At 40.8% G+C, this 18,046-nt stretch carries 18 protein-coding genes; 15 read left to right on the forward strand and 3 right to left on the reverse strand.

Annotation, left to right across the window (positions count from 1 at the left end):
• From lrp to BKL51_RS02430, 3 genes are all read right to left on the reverse strand, one after another.
• Entirely contained in the window at positions 1 to 480 is a 480-nt protein-coding gene (gene lrp, locus BKL51_RS02420; RefSeq protein WP_077465160.1) for a leucine-responsive transcriptional regulator Lrp, read from the reverse strand.
• Positions 481 to 554: 74 nt separating this feature from the next.
• Positions 555 to 1,931: a DNA repair protein RadA gene (gene radA / locus BKL51_RS02425; protein WP_059365286.1), complete on the reverse strand. Its 1,377-nt coding sequence runs from the start codon at positions 1,929 to 1,931 to the stop codon at positions 555 to 557.
• An 18-nt stretch (positions 1,932 to 1,949) separates the two neighbouring features.
• On the reverse strand, positions 1,950 to 2,999 hold the full coding sequence (locus tag BKL51_RS02430) for an inorganic triphosphatase (protein ID WP_077465161.1): 1,050 nt from the start codon (positions 2,997 to 2,999) through the stop codon (positions 1,950 to 1,952).
• 367 nt (positions 3,000 to 3,366) lie between these two features.
• On the opposite strand from BKL51_RS02430, the gene BKL51_RS02435 reads away from it, so the two are divergent.
• The 15 genes from BKL51_RS02435 (at position 3,367) to BKL51_RS02505 (ending at position 18,001) form a co-directional block, all read left to right on the forward strand.
• Positions 3,367 to 4,047, forward strand: a complete 681-nt coding sequence (locus BKL51_RS02435; protein ID WP_077465162.1) for a TIGR00153 family protein — start codon at positions 3,367 to 3,369, stop codon at positions 4,045 to 4,047.
• Between the two features lie 30 nt (positions 4,048 to 4,077).
• Positions 4,078 to 5,340 (forward strand): inorganic phosphate transporter, encoded by a 1,263-nt coding sequence (locus BKL51_RS02440; protein ID WP_077465163.1) that lies wholly within the window; start codon positions 4,078 to 4,080, stop codon positions 5,338 to 5,340.
• Between the two features lie 95 nt (positions 5,341 to 5,435).
• Entirely contained in the window at positions 5,436 to 6,047 is a 612-nt protein-coding gene (locus tag BKL51_RS02445; RefSeq protein ID WP_077465190.1) for a TIGR04211 family SH3 domain-containing protein, read from the forward strand.
• 48 nt (positions 6,048 to 6,095) lie between these two features.
• Complete coding sequence (locus tag BKL51_RS02450) at positions 6,096 to 7,346, forward strand: multifunctional CCA addition/repair protein (protein WP_077465164.1); 1,251 nt, start codon at positions 6,096 to 6,098, stop codon at positions 7,344 to 7,346.
• Between the two features lie 62 nt (positions 7,347 to 7,408).
• Positions 7,409 to 8,029, forward strand: a complete 621-nt coding sequence (lolB, locus tag BKL51_RS02455; RefSeq protein WP_077465165.1) for a lipoprotein insertase outer membrane protein LolB — start codon at positions 7,409 to 7,411, stop codon at positions 8,027 to 8,029.
• Positions 8,029 to 8,946 carry a 4-(cytidine 5'-diphospho)-2-C-methyl-D-erythritol kinase gene (gene ispE, locus BKL51_RS02460; protein WP_077465166.1) on the forward strand — a complete coding sequence of 306 codons (918 nt, stop codon included), beginning with the start codon at positions 8,029 to 8,031 and terminating at the stop codon, positions 8,944 to 8,946. The genes lolB and ispE overlap by 1 nt, the downstream gene beginning before the upstream one ends.
• A 17-nt stretch (positions 8,947 to 8,963) precedes the next feature.
• Complete coding sequence (locus BKL51_RS02465; RefSeq protein WP_077465167.1) at positions 8,964 to 9,911, forward strand: ribose-phosphate pyrophosphokinase; 948 nt, start codon at positions 8,964 to 8,966, stop codon at positions 9,909 to 9,911.
• A gap of 154 nt (positions 9,912 to 10,065) precedes the next feature.
• Positions 10,066 to 11,961, forward strand: coding sequence for an FTR1 family protein (locus BKL51_RS02470; protein ID WP_077465168.1), 1,896 nt, complete (start codon positions 10,066 to 10,068; stop codon positions 11,959 to 11,961).
• A 23-nt stretch (positions 11,962 to 11,984) separates the two neighbouring features.
• Entirely contained in the window at positions 11,985 to 12,503 is a 519-nt protein-coding gene (locus BKL51_RS02475; RefSeq protein ID WP_077465169.1) for an iron transporter, read from the forward strand.
• A 114-nt stretch (positions 12,504 to 12,617) separates the two neighbouring features.
• Positions 12,618 to 14,024 (forward strand): Fe-S-containing protein, encoded by a 1,407-nt coding sequence (locus BKL51_RS02480; protein WP_077465170.1) that lies wholly within the window; start codon positions 12,618 to 12,620, stop codon positions 14,022 to 14,024.
• A 2-nt stretch (positions 14,025 to 14,026) separates the two neighbouring features.
• On the forward strand, positions 14,027 to 15,358 hold the full coding sequence (locus BKL51_RS02485; protein WP_077465171.1) for an ABC transporter permease: 1,332 nt from the start codon (positions 14,027 to 14,029) through the stop codon (positions 15,356 to 15,358).
• On the forward strand, positions 15,345 to 16,478 hold the full coding sequence (locus tag BKL51_RS02490) for an FtsX-like permease family protein (RefSeq protein WP_077465172.1): 1,134 nt from the start codon (positions 15,345 to 15,347) through the stop codon (positions 16,476 to 16,478). The genes BKL51_RS02485 and BKL51_RS02490 overlap by 14 nt, the downstream gene beginning before the upstream one ends.
• A 53-nt stretch (positions 16,479 to 16,531) precedes the next feature.
• Complete coding sequence (locus BKL51_RS02495; RefSeq protein ID WP_077465173.1) at positions 16,532 to 17,203, forward strand: ABC transporter ATP-binding protein; 672 nt, start codon at positions 16,532 to 16,534, stop codon at positions 17,201 to 17,203.
• Positions 17,193 to 17,675 carry a TlpA disulfide reductase family protein gene (locus BKL51_RS02500; RefSeq protein WP_077465174.1) on the forward strand — a complete coding sequence of 161 codons (483 nt, stop codon included), beginning with the start codon at positions 17,193 to 17,195 and terminating at the stop codon, positions 17,673 to 17,675. Before BKL51_RS02495 ends, BKL51_RS02500 begins: the two co-directional genes overlap by 11 nt.
• A gap of 17 nt (positions 17,676 to 17,692) precedes the next feature.
• Positions 17,693 to 18,001, forward strand: a complete 309-nt coding sequence (locus BKL51_RS02505; protein WP_077465175.1) for a c-type cytochrome — start codon at positions 17,693 to 17,695, stop codon at positions 17,999 to 18,001.
• The last annotated feature ends 45 nt before the right edge of the window (positions 18,002 to 18,046 follow it).

Raw genomic sequence — 18,046 nt, forward strand, 5'->3', positions numbered from 1 at the left:
TTATTTTAAAACAAGATAATTGGTTTGTTTCACTTCTTCCATTACAACATAGGTACGCGTATCATTCACGCCCGGCAAACGAAGTAACGTTGTACCGAGTAATTTCCGATAAGCCGCCATATCCGCCACTCGCGTTTTTAACAGATAATCAAAATCGCCCGAAACCAAATGACACTCTTGGATTTCATCAAGAGCTTGAATCGCCTCATTAAATTCTTCAAATACATCGGGCTTGCCCCGTATAAGCGTAATCTCAACAATAACTAAAAGCGGCGCATCAAGTAATTCAGGGTTCAGCAAAGCACGATAGCCCATAATCACACCTTGCTTTTCCAAACGTTTTACCCGCTCTAAACAAGGTGTCGGAGATAACCCGACTTTTTTGGAAAGATCAATATTTGAAATTTTTCCATTACGTTGTAATTCGTTAAGGATTTTAATATCGATCGCATCTAATGCTTTGTTTAATTTCTTTTCCATTTTGCTTACTATCTATTTTTACATGGACGTATTTTAGCGAATTTTGCCAAAGTTTTCAGTATGACAATGAATTTCTAAAAATTATCCAATACGTCTAATGCGTCGGCTAATTTTTTCACGGTAAAAACTTGCATATTTTCGACCGCACTTTTCGGTTTATTCCCAAAAGGAACAATTGCACGTTTAAAACCGTGTTTTGCCGCTTCGCTAATGCGTTCTTGCCCACTTGGTACCGGACGAATTTCGCCGGCAAGCCCTACCTCACCAAAGATCACTAAATCTTGCGGCAAGGGACGGTTGCGAAAACTGGAAATTAACGCCAGTAGCAAGGCAAGATCCGCACTGGTTTCCGTAACCTTCACCCCGCCTACAACATTCACGAATACATCTTGATCCGCCATTTGCAAACCGCCGTGGCGATGCAATACCGCAAGCAATAATGCCAAACGATTTTGCTCTAACCCCACCGCCACACGACGTGGATTTGACAACATAGAATGATCCACTAAGGCTTGAATTTCAACCAAAAGCGGGCGTGTACCTTCCCATAACACCATCACCGAACTACCCGGCGTTTGCTCGTCTCCACGGCTTAAAAAAATGGCGGAAGGATTTTTAACTTCACGTAAACCTTGCTCTGTCATACCGAATACACCAAGTTCATTTACCGCACCAAAGCGATTTTTATGGCTACGTAAAGTACGATAACGGGAATCCGCCTCCCCTTCCAAAAGTAGGGAACAATCAATCGCGTGTTCCAACACTTTCGGGCCGGCAAGCGTGCCATCTTTGGTGACATGCCCCACCATAATAATCGCCACTTGACGGGTTTTCGCATAACGTGTCAAAAAAGAGGCACATTCCCGCACTTGCGCCACACTACCGGGCGAAGATTGAATATCCGCTAAATGCATCACTTGGATAGAATCAATCACGATAATTTGCGGTTTGAGTTGATCCGCCAAATTACAGATTTGCTCTACCGAAGTTTCAGAAAGCATATTCAGTTGATCGTTCGGTAAACCAAGACGATTCGCCCGCATTGCCACTTGCTGTAAAGATTCTTCCCCTGTGACATAAAGTGCGGTCATTTTTTGTGCCAAACCGCACATCACTTGCAACAACAAGGTACTTTTTCCCGCACCGGGATGACCGCCGATCAAAATAGCACTTCCCGGCACAATGCCTCCGCCCAGCACACGATCAAGCTCTTTAAAGCCACTGCTGAAACGGGGCGTTTCCTGTAAACTAATTTCTGACAGCGTTTGAATTTTTGCCTGCGTTTCACCTGCATAACCGCTGAAACGATCATTTTTCGGTTTTGTGGCGGAAATCAACCGCACTTCGCTAATCGTATTCCAGGCTTTACAGGCAGAACACTGCCCTTGCCAACGGGGAAACTCCGCACCACAATCATTACACACATAGGCTGTTTTCGGCGCTTTTGCCATTCTCTCATCCTTAAATTTTTATAATGCGAGCTTCATTAATTTCACCACTCTGTCAAAATAAAAACGGTTTTTAAAAAGAGCGGTGAGTTTTTCAATGGTTTTTTCATTATCTTTCGTTTCGCTATGAAAACGAATCAATGCCTGAATTTTATTAAGAAAATACTGATTGTTTTCTAACAATTGTGGCAATATATTATCGTCCGTTAAGTTTTCTCCTTTACTTTTTACGACGACCTCAAACAATCCCTTATTTTCATCATAATAGTGATATAAATTAAAAAAAGCGCCTACACGTTCGACGGTTTTGATAAAATCTTGGCAAAAAACCGATTTTGGCAATGACAGGGTTTCCTCCACCAATTCTTGTTCCATTTTCAGTACAGCATTAAATTTAGCCTGAAAATCAACCGCACTTTCTTCCTGTTCCGCTCTTAAAAAATCACGCCATTTATTTAACCAATCGGTCATTATAGGGAGATGTCCTAATTGATAACCCCGTTTTGCCTTGCTGACACTGCTGAAATACATATCGGTTAAAATCGGCAATTCTTCAACAAAATAAAACAGATCGCCAATTTTCCCCTCTTTTAATTCAAACTCAATTTCGCAAATCGGTTGTGAACGATCGCCATTCACAATTTCTCCCTGGTCAAAAGCCACCTCAATTTTGGAATCTCGAAATTCAATCAGCCATAAAGTGCGGTTAAAATCCGTTGAGAATATGGTATTTAATGGGGCATTGGGTAACTGCTCGAAGTTATATAATTCCCGTAACTGTTCATTTGTCGGCGTTTCTTTTTCTTTCAACGGTAAATTATATTCCGGACGCTCGTGCAAACCGCCGACAACTCTCCCATTGGTTTTCAGGGTTAATGTAAAACATTGATCTTCTTGTCGAATACGCAAGCCCATTTTCTGTTTAGAAAGAAAATGATCAGGGTAATCATAATAAGTATTACCAAGAAAAAATCTTTTATATTCCAACAGGTTAAATTGTTTGAGATGCTGTTCCAATAAATTCAATGCTTCCGCTGAAACAACAAGCTTGAGTTCGATTTCATTATTCATGAGGATAAATCCTTATTAATTTAACTGGTTAAATATACAAGTAAATATAAATAAATCAAGGTTTTTGTGTACTGCTAAATTTCTACTCGCTTATAACGGAATAAAAATTTATTTTTATCAAATGATATTTCAGAAAATGCCTGTTCTATCCCTACTTCATGAATAGATCTGCTATATATTTAATCTCAGATCATTATGACTACGTACACAATACTGAAAAATCGACTATTATTTCTGCACTCGTCCATTTAGATTAAAACATTAATCAATAAGCTGATGATTGTTATCTATAAAATCAATTCTATTTCAAATAAAAATCAGGTAATATGCGCACGAATTTCAACCCCTATTATGGAGTAAATGAGATATGGCAATGAATAATATCCTTGGATTATTTGCCCACTCGCCTTTAAAACCTTTGCAAAAACATTCGGACAAAGTCACAGAATGTTGCGATCTTTTGATTCCTTTTTTTGAAAAAACTTTTTTAAAAGATTGGGAAGGAGCGGAAAAGGTTCGTTTAGAAATTTCCCGTTGTGAGCGTGAAGCAGATTCCCTCAAACGCGAAATCCGTTTGAAATTACCCCGCGGTTTATTCTTACCTATTGATCGTACAGATTTATTAGAATTGGTCACACAACAAGACAAACTCGCAAACTTTGCCAAAGATATTTCCGGCAGAATGATTGGCCGTCAATTTGGCATCCCTGAAGAAATGCAAGGAGATTTCTTGAACTATGTTAAACGCAGTTTAGATTCGACCCATCAAGCCCATTTAGCTATTGAGCAGATGGACGAACTGCTGGAAACCGGCTTTAAAGGTCGCGAATTGAAGTTAGTTAATAATATGATTCAAGAATTGGATTCAATTGAAGACGATACGGATCAAATGCAAATTCAATTACGCAAAATGCTACTGGCTATTGAACATAATTACAATCCAATTGATGTCATGTTTCTATATAAAATTATTGAATGGATTGGAGTGCTTGCCGACCAAGCCCAACGTGTCGGTTCACGCATTGAATTAATGCTCGCACGCTCATAATTTATTGACAATAAGAAATAGGAAAACACGATGGAACTTATTAATCAATATGGGACATTATTTATCATAATAACAGCAGTTTTTGGCTTGTTAATGGCATTTGGTATTGGTGCAAATGACGTTTCAAATGCTATGGGTACTTCGGTCGGTTCCGGCACTATCACAGCTAAACAAGCTATTTTAATTGCTATGGTATTTGAGTTTGCCGGTGCTTATCTCGCTGGTGGTGAAGTAACCGAAACAATCAAAAGCGGTATTATTGATCCTACACAATTTGTTGATTCTCCCGATATTTTAGTGTTAGGAATGATGTCCGCTTTATGTGCTGCAGGAATATGGTTACTCATTGCCTCTTATATGGGCTGGCCGGTTTCAACGACACACTCAATTATCGGTGCAATCATTGGTTTCGCTTGTGTAACAATCGGTTCAGAAGCCGTACGGTGGGAAAGCATCGGAGGAATTGTTGGAAGTTGGTTTATTACACCTGTCGTATCAGGCATTGTTTCTTATGCCATTTTTACCAGTACCCAAAAACTCATTTTCGATACGGAAGATCCCTTAAAAAATGCAAAAAAATTCGGTCCATACTACATGGGATTAACCAGTTTTATCCTCAGTATTGTGACGATAACAAAAGGGCTAAAACACGTTGGCTTACATTTTACCACCACCGAAACCATTGCAATTGCGGCAACCATCAGTGTTACTTCAATCGTATTCTGCTATTTTTACTTCCGTAGTGAGGCTTTCAAAAATCGTGTACAAGGCGGTACATTTGGCGGAGTAGAAAAAGTATTCAGTATTTTAATGTTATTAACCGCTTGTTCAATGGCTTTTGCACACGGTTCTAACGATGTTGCCAATGCAATTGGCCCGCTTTCCGCCGTAGTTTCAATTGTAGAAAACAGCGGTGAAATTACAACCAAAAGTACTTTAGCTTGGTGGATCTTACCATTAGGTGCGACAGGTATTGTGAGTGGTTTAGCCGTTATGGGCTATAAGGTAATGGGAACAATCGGAACAGGAATTACCGACCTAACACCGAGCCGTGGTTTTTCCGCGGAATTTGCAACGGCAATTACTGTTGTTATCGCCTCAGGAACCGGTTTGCCGATCTCCACTACACAAACATTAGTGGGGGCTGTATTAGGTGTCGGCTTCGCACGTGGTATTGCGGCATTAAACTTAACTGTTATTCGCAATATTATCAGTTCCTGGATAGTCACACTACCTGCAGGTGCGTTCTTTTCTATTGTGACTTTCTATATTTTACGTGCAATTTTTCTTTAATTAAAAAGTGCGGTTAAATTTAATCGCACTTTTTTTCAAAATTGAGGTCTGTTAACAAGATCTAAAAAAATTAAGGGCGAATTATGCCAAAAACTATGTTAAGACTTATCAAGCTTTTATTTTCTAGTATTTTACTCGTTTCAACAACTAACATCGCTTATGCGGAAACTCAATACGTGACAGAAAACCTCAATACTTATCTCCGTCGCGGCGCTGGTGATCAATTTAAAATTGCCGGAGCTATTCAAGCCGGTGAACAAGTTAATGTATTAGAACGACAAGGCAAGTATAGTCTCATTCGTGACAACAAAAACCGTGAGGCTTGGATTTTAACTTCCGAACTAAGCAACACGCCAAGCAGTAAGCTTGAAAATCCAAAATTAAAGGCTCAAATTCAAGAATTAACGTTAAAGCTTAGTCATTTAGACAATGATTGGCAGCAACGTACCGTAGAAATGCAGCGACGTACCAAACAGTCCGAGCAACAAAGCAGCAAATTATTGGAACAGAATTCCCAGCTCAAACGCGAGTTGGAAATTACCAAAAATAAAAATCGCGACTTAGAAGCTATGCTTGATGTCAGTAAACGTGAAATTGCAATCCAATGGTTCATTTACGGCGGTTCGGTACTTGGTGTCGGATTGTTATTTGGCTTAATTATTCCTCATATTTTACCAAGACGTAAACGCCGTGGCGGCTGGGCATAATCAATCACACCGAGCAAATGTTCGGTGTTTCTTTTTTAAGGGAAATCAATGGAAATTTATTTAGTTGGCGGTGCGGTTCGTGATCAATTATTAGGCTTACCGGTAAAAGATCGGGATTGGGTCGTTGTCGGCACAACCGCCGAAAATCTATTAGCTCAAGGCTATCAACAAGTCGGCAGAGATTTTCCGGTTTTTCTTAATCCCGATACCAAAGAAGAATATGCCCTTGCACGCACAGAACGTAAATCCGGTAACGGCTATACGGGATTTATCTGTGATTTTTCTCCGAACATTACATTAGAACAGGATCTCATTCGACGAGATCTCGCAATCAATGCGATGGCAATTGATGCGCAAGGCAACCTTCACGATCCCTATCATGGTAAAAGCGATTTGGATAACCGAATTTTACGCCATGTCTCCCCTGCTTTTGCGGAAGATCCTTTACGGGTGCTACGTGTTGCCCGTTTTGCCGCACGTTTCCATCATTTAGGGTTTAAAATCGCACCGCAAACCCTAACACTAATGGAAAGTCTGACACAAAGCGGCGAGCTCTCACATCTAACGGCCGAACGCGTTTGGTTAGAAACGGAAAAGGCGTTGAATGAAAAGCACCCTGAAATTTATTTTGAAGTGCTGCGTAAAATTGGCGCGTTGAACACTCTTTTTCCTGAGCTTAACGCACTTTATGGCGTGCCGAACCCGGTACAACATCACCCGGAAATTGACAGCTTTATTCATACCATGTTGGTATTGCAACAAGCTGTTAAACTGATACAAAATAATCCTGAGTTCAACCAAAGTGCGGTTTGTTTTGCGGCGATTTGTCATGATCTGGGTAAAGCCCTTACGCCAAAAGACATGCTTCCTCATCACTACGGCCACGAACAGGCGGGTATTAAACCGACCCGTCATTTGTCTAAACGATTAAAAGTAAAAAACTATTATCAAGAACTTGCCGAACTCACTTGTGAATATCACACACACATTCACAAAGCTTTTGAACTTCGCCCCGAAACAGTAATGAAATTATTCAATCGCTTTGATGTATGGCGTAAGCCGCAACGCTTCCAAGAATTTCTTATAGTCTGCCTTTCCGATACGCGCGGCAGAACCGGCTTTGAAGAGCGTGAATACCCACAACTTAATTATGTTAACAGCCTGCTAAAAGCGGCACAAAATGTGGATGTGCAACAGGTGATTAAAGACGGCTTTAAAAAAGAAAAAATTCGTGATGAATTGAACCGTCGACGACTCAATGCGATTAAACAAGCTAAAAGGACACATCAAGCCGAATAATAGGCTTTACTAAGCAGAAACAACACCTTACAATGACGAAAGTTTTTTGACCGGGCATAAGCATGAAACCATTAAAATTTTTAACCGCACTTTTTATCACTGCCGTTATCAGCGCTTGTACGTTAGATACTGAACGACCAAGAAACGTACAATACCTCGATAAAACCGATGCGGCTTGGTTACAGCATTTACAAAAAATAGAAAAAATCCAACAATATCGCGCCAAAGGGCAAATCGGTTACATTAGCCCGACAGAGCGTTTTTCCAGCCGTTTTGAATGGCAATACCAACATCCACAATTCTATACGCTTAAATTGTATTCTCTGGTCAGCAAATCCACCTTACTTCTTGAAATGCGCCCTCAAGGTATGACGATTTCGGATAACAATGGCAATCGACAATCGGCACGCAATGCAAAATTATTGCTACAAGAAATGATTGGTATGGATATTCCCTTAGAACAGCTTACTTATTGGCTGAAAGGACAACCTGCCGTCGATTCCGATTATAAAGTCGGGACGAATCACTTACTCGGCGCATTCAGCTATCCCCTTGACGGTTCGATTTGGACTGCGGACTATTTAACTTACCATAGTGAAAACGCTATGCCGGAAAATATCTTACTAAAAAATAAAAATACCTCCCAAACCCTAAAAATTCGCGTGGACGAGTGGGCATTTTAATGAAAACATATCAATTTTCGACCGCACTTTCTTCACAACCTTCACTAGGAAGACCCTGCCGTTTTCCTAGTCCTGCAAAACTTAATTTATTCCTTTATATTAACGGCAAACTATCAAACGGTTATCACGAGCTACAAACCCTGTTCCAATTTCTTGATTTTGGCGATTGGCTTGAAATCCATGTTAGAGAAGAAGATAACAAAATTTTGATTTCACCGAATATCAGCAACCTTAAAATAGAAGATAATCTGATTTATCGCGCCGCAAAATTATTACAGGAAAAAGCAAAAATTCGCCAAGGCGCGACCATTCGCTTAGAAAAAATTCTCCCCATAGGCGGCGGGGTTGGCGGTGGCTCGTCTAATGCGGCAACAACACTGATTGCATTAAATTATCTGTGGCAAGCCAATTTATCACTTAATGAACTTGCCGAACTGGGTTTAAGCTTAGGTGCGGACGTACCGATTTTTGTACATGGTCATGCCGCTTTTGCCGAAGGTGTAGGCGAAAAAATCACCTACTGCTCCCCTGCTGAAAAATGGTTTGTGGTATTAAAACCAGAAAGTTCCATTTCCACTGCGGTAATTTTTAATGATCCCAATCTACCGCGCCATACGCCAAAACAAACTTTAGACGCGCTGCTTGATTCGCCTTACGAAAACGATTGCCAAAAAATTGTGCTAAATCACTATTCAGACGTTGAAAAAGCCCTAAACTGGTTGCTACAATATGCGCCGGCAAGATTAACCGGAACCGGTGCTTGCGTATTCGCTGAATTTGACAACGAAGCAGATGCTCAAGCATGCTTTCAACAAAAACCAAAAGAGTTATTCGGTTTTGTTGCAAAAGGACTCAATGTTTCACCTTTACATCAACTGTTGAAACACCACAATCTCCCTAATTCATCTACAATCTAACCTGAGGTCATAAACTAATGCCAGATATTAAACTCTTCGCAGGGAATGCAACGCCTGAACTTGCAAAACGTATTTCTGAACGTTTATATATTTCCCTTGGTGATGCGACAGTAGGTCGTTTCAGTGATGGTGAAATTCAAGTTCAAATTAACGAAAATGTGCGTGGTGCGGATGTATTTATTATTCAATCTACCTGTGCGCCGACTAACGATAATTTAATGGAGTTAATCGTTATAGTGGATGCCTTACGCCGTGCTTCGGCCGGTCGTATTACCGCCGTGATTCCTTACTTCGGCTATGCGCGCCAAGATCGTCGCGTACGTTCCGCCCGTGTACCGATCACCGCCAAAGTTGTCGCCGATATGCTTTCCACTGTCGGTATCGATCGCGTGCTAACCTGTGATCTCCATGCCGAACAAATCCAAGGTTTCTTTGATGTGCCGGTAGATAACGTATTCGGTTCACCGGTACTCATTCATGATATTTTGAAAAAAACCGATCTTGAAAATCCGATCGTTGTTTCTCCGGATATCGGTGGTGTAGTGCGTGCTCGTGCGGTAGCAAAATTATTAAACGATACCGATATGGCGATTATTGACAAACGCCGTCCGCACGCTAATGTTGCACAAGTTATGCACATCATTGGGGATGTGGCGGGGCGTGATTGTATTCTTGTAGATGATATGATCGACACCGGCGGTACATTATGCAAAGCGGCGGAAGCCCTCAAGGAACGCGGTGCAAAACGCGTATTTGCTTATGCAACTCATGCTGTTTTCTCCGGTGCGGCGGCAAAAAACCTTGCAAGCGACTCAATTGATGAAATTGTAGTCACAGATACTATCCCGCTTTCAGCCGAAATGAAAGCGCTTGGTAAAGTACGTGTACTTACTCTTTCTTCTATGCTGGCCGAATCTATTCGCCGTATCAGCAATGAAGAGTCCATCTCTGCGATGTTTAACTAATTGTCTATCAATAAAAGTGCGGTCAAATTTGACCGCATTTTTTCATGTTCTCCTTTTCCCAAAACTTAACCTACATCACAAAATAACAGTTGAGATTTTTTCATATTAGAGGATAATATGCAGAAATAAGAATAAATTGCATTTGGAGATTTCAATGTTGCGTGTTGTGCGTTGTTGCGCAGTATTATTTACCTTTTTCTTTTCTCAACTCGTTTTAGCACAAGATAACTATCAACAATGGGTAGCGGATATTACAACACGGTTAGACAAAACAACCGCATTCCTTCAACAAAATAATCCTGATGATGCCCGAACCGAAGTACAAATGGCGTATTTTGAAGTCTTTGAAAATTTGGAAGGTCCGATTCGTATTAATTTTTCCGCACAGAAAAGCTATCAAATGGAATCTACCTTTGGCGAAATTCGTAAAATGATTGGAGAGGGCAAGTCCCTAGGTGAAATTCAAGCCAAAATTAACGGTTTAAAACAGGCATTGCAAGAAGTATTGCCCGCCTTAGCAGAAGGTCATCAACTTAATGCCGACAGCCAACATAGCGTATACCAAAATGATCAGATTTTGCCTTACTGGCAGCAGAGTTTTAAAACCATTGATGATTTAGTGGCGCAAGCCATTGAAGCTTATGAACAAGGCGATTTCTCCAAAGCCAAACAATCTTTTCAGCAAGCACAATATGACGGCTATAAAAATTCGGAAATGGAAATGGCGGTGCGTACTTACCGTTCTGCCGAACAATCCGCCGCCATCAATCAACAATTCTACAATTTAATTCGTTTAAGCGAACAAGCGGATCAAATGACGGAAATCGCCTATCAAAGTACGAACCTTCTACAAGATATTGAAGAATTATTACCGGCATTACCGACTACCCGTGAAGAACAGAATCAACAAGATAATAGCGCGCAATCAGTAGAAAATGAGTCACAAGATTGGCAAAAAATTGCCGATCAAGTCAATCAAGGTATTCAACAAGCCATTTCGCTTTACGAAAAAGGCGAACAGAAAAAAGCTATTCTTTCTGTACAAGACACCTATTTTGATATATTTGAAAATAGTGGAATGGAAAATAAAATCGGCTCTCGCGATAGTAATTTCAAAGCGGAAATTGAAGGCTATTTCACACGAATGGTAAGCCTAATGAAAGCCAATCAAGGGGAAAAATTACAACCCCAAGCGGAAGGATTGGCCCAAAATTTATCCAAAGCCGTCAATATGTTACAGGGTGGAGAGCAAAGTGATTGGTCATTATTCTTATACAGCCTGTTAATCATTTTGCGCGAAGGCTTGGAAGCCTTACTCATCGTCGCCGCTATTGTGGCATATCTCGTCAAAAATAATCATCAAGATAAATTGCCAACAATTCGTCAATCCGTTTATGTTGCCCTAGCGGCAAGTGTCATCACTGCCTTTATTTTCCAACTTATTTTTGAAAATTCAGGTCAAAATCGCGAATTGCTGGAAGGTTTCACAATGATGATTGCCGTCGTTATGCTCTTTATGATGAGTTACTGGCTCCTTTCTAAAGTTGAAGCACAAAATTGGAAACGTTATCTAGAAGGCAAACTTTCCACGGCATTAACCGCAGGCTCTTTAGTTGGCTTGTGGCTCACCAGCTTTTTAGCGGTTTATCGTGAAGGGGCGGAAACCGTCTTGTTCTATTATGCTCTTGCAAGTGATGCAAAAAGTGCGGTCGGTGTAGCTTATCTTTTCGCCGGTTTCCTTGCCGGCGTATTGCTACTGGCAATTTGCTATTTCATCATGCGCTATAGCGTGGTGAAACTTCCTCTTAAACCGTTTTTTATGTTCACCGGCACATTTATGTATGTAATGGCATTTGTATTTGCCGGTAAATCCGTCTTAGAACTGATTGAAGGAAAATTATTTGAACCGACCCTAATCAACGGCATACCGGAAATTTCGTGGTTAGGCATTTACCCTTATCTGGAAACATTAATTCCACAAGGCATTTTAATCGTCGCTGCACTTTTTGCTTTAGCCGTTATGAAATACCAAAGTAAAAAAGCAGCATAACCTTAAATCTCAGGAGATCTAATATGAAAAAAGCACTTATTGCGACCGCACTTACCGCCGGTTTATTTGCGGCAAGCGTCCAAGCCTTTACCGAATATCCTATCGGTGAAGCCGTGACAATGAACGATATGGAAATTGCCGCCGTTTATCTGAAACCAATTGATATGGAACCGCGTGGTATGGGCTTACCTGCAGCAAAATCCGATATTCACTTAGAAGCGGATATTCACTCTGTGAAAGGTAATAAAAATGGATTTGGTGACGGCGAATGGATGCCTTATCTCACAATCAATTACACCTTAATCAATACTGATACGGGCGAAAAACAAGAAGGAACCTTTATGCCAATGGTTGCCGGTGACGGCCCGCATTACGGTGCAAACGTAAAAATGATGGGGGTGGGTAACTACAAATTAACTTATCATATCGATCCGCCGTCAAAAGCCGGTATGCACCGTCATACGGATGGAGAAACCGGTGTGGGTCGTTGGTGGAAGCCTTTTGATGTAAACTATGAATTTAAATTCACAGGAATTAAATAATTCTTTACAACGTGCGTGAATGACTTATATTCACGCACAAATCTATGTATTATAGATACTTAACAAAATAATATGTGTGCCAACATATTTTATCACGATGATATTTTTTGACTTATGACTTACTTTTTCGTTTTTCTGCTTCAAGCGCTCTTACCTCTTTCAATTTTACTCGGCGCATCCTGGGCAATAAAACCAACTACACCCACTTCAAAAACAATCATTTGGCTGAGTATTTTCGGCTTAATAAGCGGTGTTACATTACGTCTTAGTTTGCCAAACGGCCAAGTGGCAAATCTTATTCTCACGATCATTTTTCTAGTCGCATTCTTACTTTTTGCCCTCAGTCAATGGACAAATTCGACCAGAATAGCTCTTTGCTGGCAATTTATCTTAATGCTGATTGCAGGCGCCACTTGGGCAAAAGATCCAAATATCACCGCGCTTACCAACACGGATATTATTAACACTGATTTTATTTTGAACCTAAGTTCGGTCATTTTTGGGATAATTTTATGCTTAGCGATCTCGGCGTGGACTTACTTTCTACTGAAACAACAACAAAAAACAAAAGGAAAATCCACCATACTTTTCGGGCTGAATTTTATACTTTGGTTTGCCTTAATGAGTCCACTTGTGGGGGAATTACTCCTCATTTTAATGAAATTACAGCTAATCGAACTTACCAAAGTACGATTAAGTTTTGTGGCAAAATCAAGCACACTTACTACTTGGTTAAATTTCCTCTGTCTCGCCATTATGTTCTTAAGCTTAAGCATTTTCATCTTTCAAACTCATTTTAAACGAAGATTACAAGCTAAAACCGAACAAGATCCTATCGAAAAACGCAAAAAATTGGCACTGGTGCAAGTATCAAAACGTCTGATTAATTGGGGAACATTGGCAATAATTTTTATTGGCGTAACCCAATTTTATTGGGTACAAGTTGCTTCACGCCCGCCTCAGTTGTCCGAAGCTATTCCTATTACACTCGATCAAACCGGGCAAGTGCGTATTCCCATTGAACAAGTGAAAGACGGAAAACTTCATCGTTTTGTCTGGATTGCGGATGACGGGAAAGCCGTACGCTTTTTTATTATTAACCGACAACCAAATAAGCTCAGCCTTGCCGCAGTGTTTGATGCTTGTCTATTATGCGGTGATCAAGGCTATGTGATGCAAGCCAATCAAGTAGTCTGCGTGGGGTGCGGCGTACATATGTTCATTCCGTCCATTGGTAAACCCGGGGGATGTAATCCCGTCCCGATTGAAAATTGGCAACAAACGGAAAATGAACTGATTATTCACCGCACTTCATTGGAAGACGGGCTTAATTTATTCAGCACTATCATGGAAATTGAGGTGCAAGATCCTATTAGTGGTAAAAAATTAAAAAACACCCAAACGGAGCATAAATACAGCTTTGAGAACCGTACTTATTTCTTTGAAAATGAAGAAAATCTTGAACGGTTCCGCAATACCCCTGAAAAATACCTTAGCAATGAAAATGGGAAAAAGGAATAACAATGTTAGTGAGGATGTTATTTCAGTCTTGGCGTTTTGGTATCAAGCGCAAATTATTAGCCATTGTCACCGTTTTCTTGGCTGCTGGTTTAGTCTCCGCCTTGCTTGCCGTTTCTATTGATATTGGCGATAAAATGGCAAAAGAACTAAAATCTTACGGCGCTAACATTTTGATTGAACCGGCAAGTAGTGCTGTGTTACCGGATGAGCTAAATTCGAATATCGCTCTTTCCGGTCAGGATTTTATTGACGAAAAAGAGCTGCCAAACATCAAAGATATTTTCTGGCGTAATAATATTGTCGGTTTTGCTCCTCAATTAACGGCAACCGTCAATGTAATAAAAACAGCGGAAAAATCGACCGCACTTGCGGAATCCGTTTCAATTCTAGGGACCTTTTTCGATCACCACATTGCGATTCCCGATGAAGAGGATTATCACACCGGGCAACGCATTATCAGCCCCTATTGGCAGGTGCAAGGCGATTGGGTGAATGATGAAAATGACAATTTTGGGGAAAAAATTCCCGTACTTGTGGGTGCACAGCTTGCCAAAGCGAACGACTGGAAAATTGGCGACACACTCAATTTAAGCTATCAAGAAAACGATTTTTCCGCTCAAAGTGCGGTCAAAATTCAAGGTATTTTAACCACAGGCGGTACGGAAGATAATCAGATTGTGATGCCGCTAAGTGCCGCCCAAGCCTTATTGGGTTTGGAAGGCAAAGTACAATCCGTGAAAGTGTCTGCTCTCACAGTACCGGAAAATACCCTCTCCCGTAAAGCGAGAGTTAATACAGATGCCCTTGATGCGGAGGAGTACGACCGTTGGTACTGTACCGCCTATGTCTCTTCGATCTCCCACCAACTGGAAGAAGCCATTTCCGGTGCGATTGTACGCCCTATCTGGCAAGTCGCCGCCTCCGAGGGCGTAGTGATCAGCAAAATTCAGTTATTACTCTCGGTCGTAACACTTGCGGCATTAATTGCGGCGGCAATGGGCATTGCCTCGCTGATGAGTTCCAACATTATAGAACGAGGCAAAGAAATCGGTTTAATGAAAGCCTTGGGTGCTTACCAATGGCAGATCGTTTTATTGTTCTATTGCGAAGCCGTATTAAGCGCCTTGATTGGCGGCATCTTGGGATGTTTAGCCGGTTGGGGCTTGGCAAAATTTATTGGTCTCACACTGTTTGGCGTACCGCTCAGTTTTGCTTGGATCGTGATCCCGTGCGTACTCGTACTTTCAATATTCATTGCCCTGATTGGGACTTGGTTCCCCGCCCATCGTATTGCCAAACTTTATCCCGTTGAGGTACTTTATGGCAGACAATAAAAGTATGTTTTGGCGATTAATTTTCCGTGCGCTTCGTCTGCGTTTACAACGGGTGATGATTATCTTCACTGCCTTAACGGTCGGTGCCGGAATTGTTACCGCAATGGCTGCCGTTTATTTCGATATCAATACCAAAATGAGTCAAGAACTTCGTACCTTTGGTGCCAATTTCTATATTGGTTCCATAAAAGGCGAGATGGTTTCAGTGAATCAAATTGATGAAATTTTACAACAGGCGCCACAGGGATTAATCACCGCTGCCAGCCCCTATCTTTACGGTGTAACACGTAGCGAATTGGAAAAAATCGTTATTATGGGCGTTCGCTTTGAAGATATGCGTGTTTTAGCCCCTTATTGGCAAATTAGCGGTTCAGCCATTAATGTAAATTTTGATGATCGTAATGCAATGATTGGGAAAACCCTTGCCGAACGACTCAATTTAAAAATCGGCGACAAACTGCAACTTTCCAAAAATGCGGTAGAAAAACATCAATTTACTATTAAGGCTATTGTAGAAGCCGGTGACGCCACAGACAATATGCTTATCGTCAATCTTGATTTTGCACAGAATTGGTTGGAAAAAGAAGGGCTTGCCAACAATGCGCTACTCAACGTCAGAAATGAACTTGGGCAAGTCGATCAGTTCGCAGAAAATATTATGCAACAATATAAAGATCTCACCGCCCGCCCGATTCGTAAGGTTTCCGCCTCGGAAGGGCAAATTTTAGATAAAATCAAAGGGCTAATGGGGCTAATTTCTTTAGTGATTTTAGTGTTGGCAACCCTTTGTGTGAACACAACATTGATCGCTATTGTCGGAGAACGTGCCAAAGAATTTGCCCTACAAAAAGCATTAGGGGCGAAGCAATCGGATATTATTAAACAAATCTGCACGGAAATTCTTATTATTGCGGTCTGTGCCATTTTAGTCGGATTAATATTTGGTTATTTACTCGCTCAAATTTTAGGCTTAACGGTTTTTAAATCTTACATTGATATGCGTTTACCGGTTTTCCCTATTACCATTATGCTCTCCTTGTTGGTCGCATTTATTGCAGTTATCATACCAACAGGTCGCGCATTAAATATTCAAACGGCAAATGTACTAAAAGGCGAATAAATCTTAAAACTTAGGTTTAGAAAAAACCGCCTAATAAAATAAAAGAGAAAGCTATGACTCAATTTGTGATCGAAACAGAACATTTATACAAACGCTTCGGTCAAGTGACCGCACTTGAAGACATTAATATTCAAATTAAACAGGGTGAATTTGTTGCCATTATGGGCGCATCCGGCTCAGGTAAAACTACTTTGATGAACATTCTCACCGGTCTGGACACCGCCAGTGAAGGGAAAGTTATTTTAGCCGGTATTGACGCCGCTCAACTGGATGAAGTCGGTCGCCAACGCTTTCGTGCGGAAAAAATCGGCTTGGTATTCCAACAATTCCATTTAATTCCTTATTTAACCGCACTTGAAAATGTGATGCTCGCTCAACATTATCACAGCGTCATTGATGAAGCAGCGGCAAAAGCCGTATTAACACAAGTAGGATTAGGACATCGTATGGATCACAGACCAAATCAACTTTCCGGCGGCGAACAACAACGTGTTTGCATTGCTCGTGCCCTTGTCAATCAGCCTCCCGTTATTTTTGCCGATGAACCCACCGGTAATTTAGACGAAAAAAATGAGGCGCTGGTATTAGATTTATTACAAGAACTAAACCGCCAAGGTAGAACCATTGTTATGGTTACTCATAATCCGGAACTGGGCGAACTCACTGATCGCACTATTTATCTCCAACATGGTAAGTTTTTACGGGAAGAACGAAATGAACATTAAACTTTTAGTCAAATCACTCTGCTTAAGTGCGGTCATTTTCAGCACAGTTTCTTGCAAAGAAGAAAAAGCGGCTCTCGGTAACGCAGCACCGGAACTTGCCGCCTATGATCTACAAGGCAAGCAAGTGAGCTTAAAAGATTGGCAAGGCACTCGCTTACTCACCTTTTGGTCGGAAACCTGTGGTCATTGCATGGCAGAATTAAAAACATTCGAGCAACTTAATGAGAATTACCCAAATAAAGTTCAGCTCATTGCTATCAATGTTGATGGTGAAAATATGGATACCAATGCAGTCGTCGCTAAACATCAACTCACCCAATCGGTGATTAAAGATCAAATGAAAATCACCGCAGAACGCTATCAATTAGTGGGTACGCCCACCTCTTTTATTATTGATGACAAGGGCTATATTCAAGCGAAATTTGAAGGTAAAATTCCGCAGGAAGAATTAGAGAAATTATTTAAAAAATAAATTATTAAGGATCCTCAATGAAAGCATTTCGTTTATTTCTTGGCTGCCTATTTTGTCTTCCTGTTTTTACTCAAGCTGAAAATCCTGACTTCATCAAAGCAGAAAAGATTTATAAACGTTCCTGTGCCACTTGCCACGGGAAACAAGGTGAGAAACCGGCAATGGGCGAATCTAAAATCATCAATCAATTAAAAACAGAAGAAATTTCAACCGCACTTTTCAACCGTAAAAAGGGAAAGATTATCGGACCGGGCAACCCTGCAAAACAACGTTTAAACGAAGAGGAAATAAAAGCCTTATCCGAGTTTGTACCTACGCTAAAATAAATTTCTTGAAAATTTTTTAAACTAATCCGAAAATAAGCGGTCTCA

Origin of the sequence: Rodentibacter sp. Ppn85, from assembly GCF_001999335.1 — a bacterium.
Lineage (GTDB): Bacteria > Pseudomonadota > Gammaproteobacteria > Enterobacterales > Pasteurellaceae > Rodentibacter.

What these genes read in the sequence shown, in the direction of transcription:
- BKL51_RS02440 (WP_077465163.1), top strand. Translation starts at nt 4,078, where the DNA reads ATGGAACTTATTAATCAATATGGGACATTATTTATCATAATAACAGCA.
- radA (WP_059365286.1), bottom strand. Translation starts at nt 1,931, where the DNA reads ATGGCAAAAGCGCCGAAAACAGCCTATGTGTGTAATGATTGTGGTGCG.
- BKL51_RS02470 (WP_077465168.1), top strand. Translation starts at nt 10,066, where the DNA reads ATGTTGCGTGTTGTGCGTTGTTGCGCAGTATTATTTACCTTTTTCTTT.
- BKL51_RS02465 (WP_077465167.1), top strand. Translation starts at nt 8,964, where the DNA reads ATGCCAGATATTAAACTCTTCGCAGGGAATGCAACGCCTGAACTTGCA.
- lrp (WP_077465160.1), bottom strand. Translation starts at nt 480, where the DNA reads ATGGAAAAGAAATTAAACAAAGCATTAGATGCGATCGATATTAAAATC.
- BKL51_RS02475 (WP_077465169.1), top strand. Translation starts at nt 11,985, where the DNA reads ATGAAAAAAGCACTTATTGCGACCGCACTTACCGCCGGTTTATTTGCG.
- BKL51_RS02485 (WP_077465171.1), top strand. Translation starts at nt 14,027, where the DNA reads ATGTTAGTGAGGATGTTATTTCAGTCTTGGCGTTTTGGTATCAAGCGC.
- lolB (WP_077465165.1), top strand. Translation starts at nt 7,409, where the DNA reads ATGAAACCATTAAAATTTTTAACCGCACTTTTTATCACTGCCGTTATC.
- BKL51_RS02480 (WP_077465170.1), top strand. Translation starts at nt 12,618, where the DNA reads ATGACTTACTTTTTCGTTTTTCTGCTTCAAGCGCTCTTACCTCTTTCA.
- BKL51_RS02430 (WP_077465161.1), bottom strand. Translation starts at nt 2,999, where the DNA reads ATGAATAATGAAATCGAACTCAAGCTTGTTGTTTCAGCGGAAGCATTG.
- BKL51_RS02490 (WP_077465172.1), top strand. Translation starts at nt 15,345, where the DNA reads ATGGCAGACAATAAAAGTATGTTTTGGCGATTAATTTTCCGTGCGCTT.
- BKL51_RS02445 (WP_077465190.1), top strand. Translation starts at nt 5,436, where the DNA reads ATGTTAAGACTTATCAAGCTTTTATTTTCTAGTATTTTACTCGTTTCA.
- BKL51_RS02500 (WP_077465174.1), top strand. Translation starts at nt 17,193, where the DNA reads ATGAACATTAAACTTTTAGTCAAATCACTCTGCTTAAGTGCGGTCATT.
- BKL51_RS02495 (WP_077465173.1), top strand. Translation starts at nt 16,532, where the DNA reads ATGACTCAATTTGTGATCGAAACAGAACATTTATACAAACGCTTCGGT.
- BKL51_RS02505 (WP_077465175.1), top strand. Translation starts at nt 17,693, where the DNA reads ATGAAAGCATTTCGTTTATTTCTTGGCTGCCTATTTTGTCTTCCTGTT.
- BKL51_RS02435 (WP_077465162.1), top strand. Translation starts at nt 3,367, where the DNA reads ATGGCAATGAATAATATCCTTGGATTATTTGCCCACTCGCCTTTAAAA.
- ispE (WP_077465166.1), top strand. Translation starts at nt 8,029, where the DNA reads ATGAAAACATATCAATTTTCGACCGCACTTTCTTCACAACCTTCACTA.
- BKL51_RS02450 (WP_077465164.1), top strand. Translation starts at nt 6,096, where the DNA reads ATGGAAATTTATTTAGTTGGCGGTGCGGTTCGTGATCAATTATTAGGC.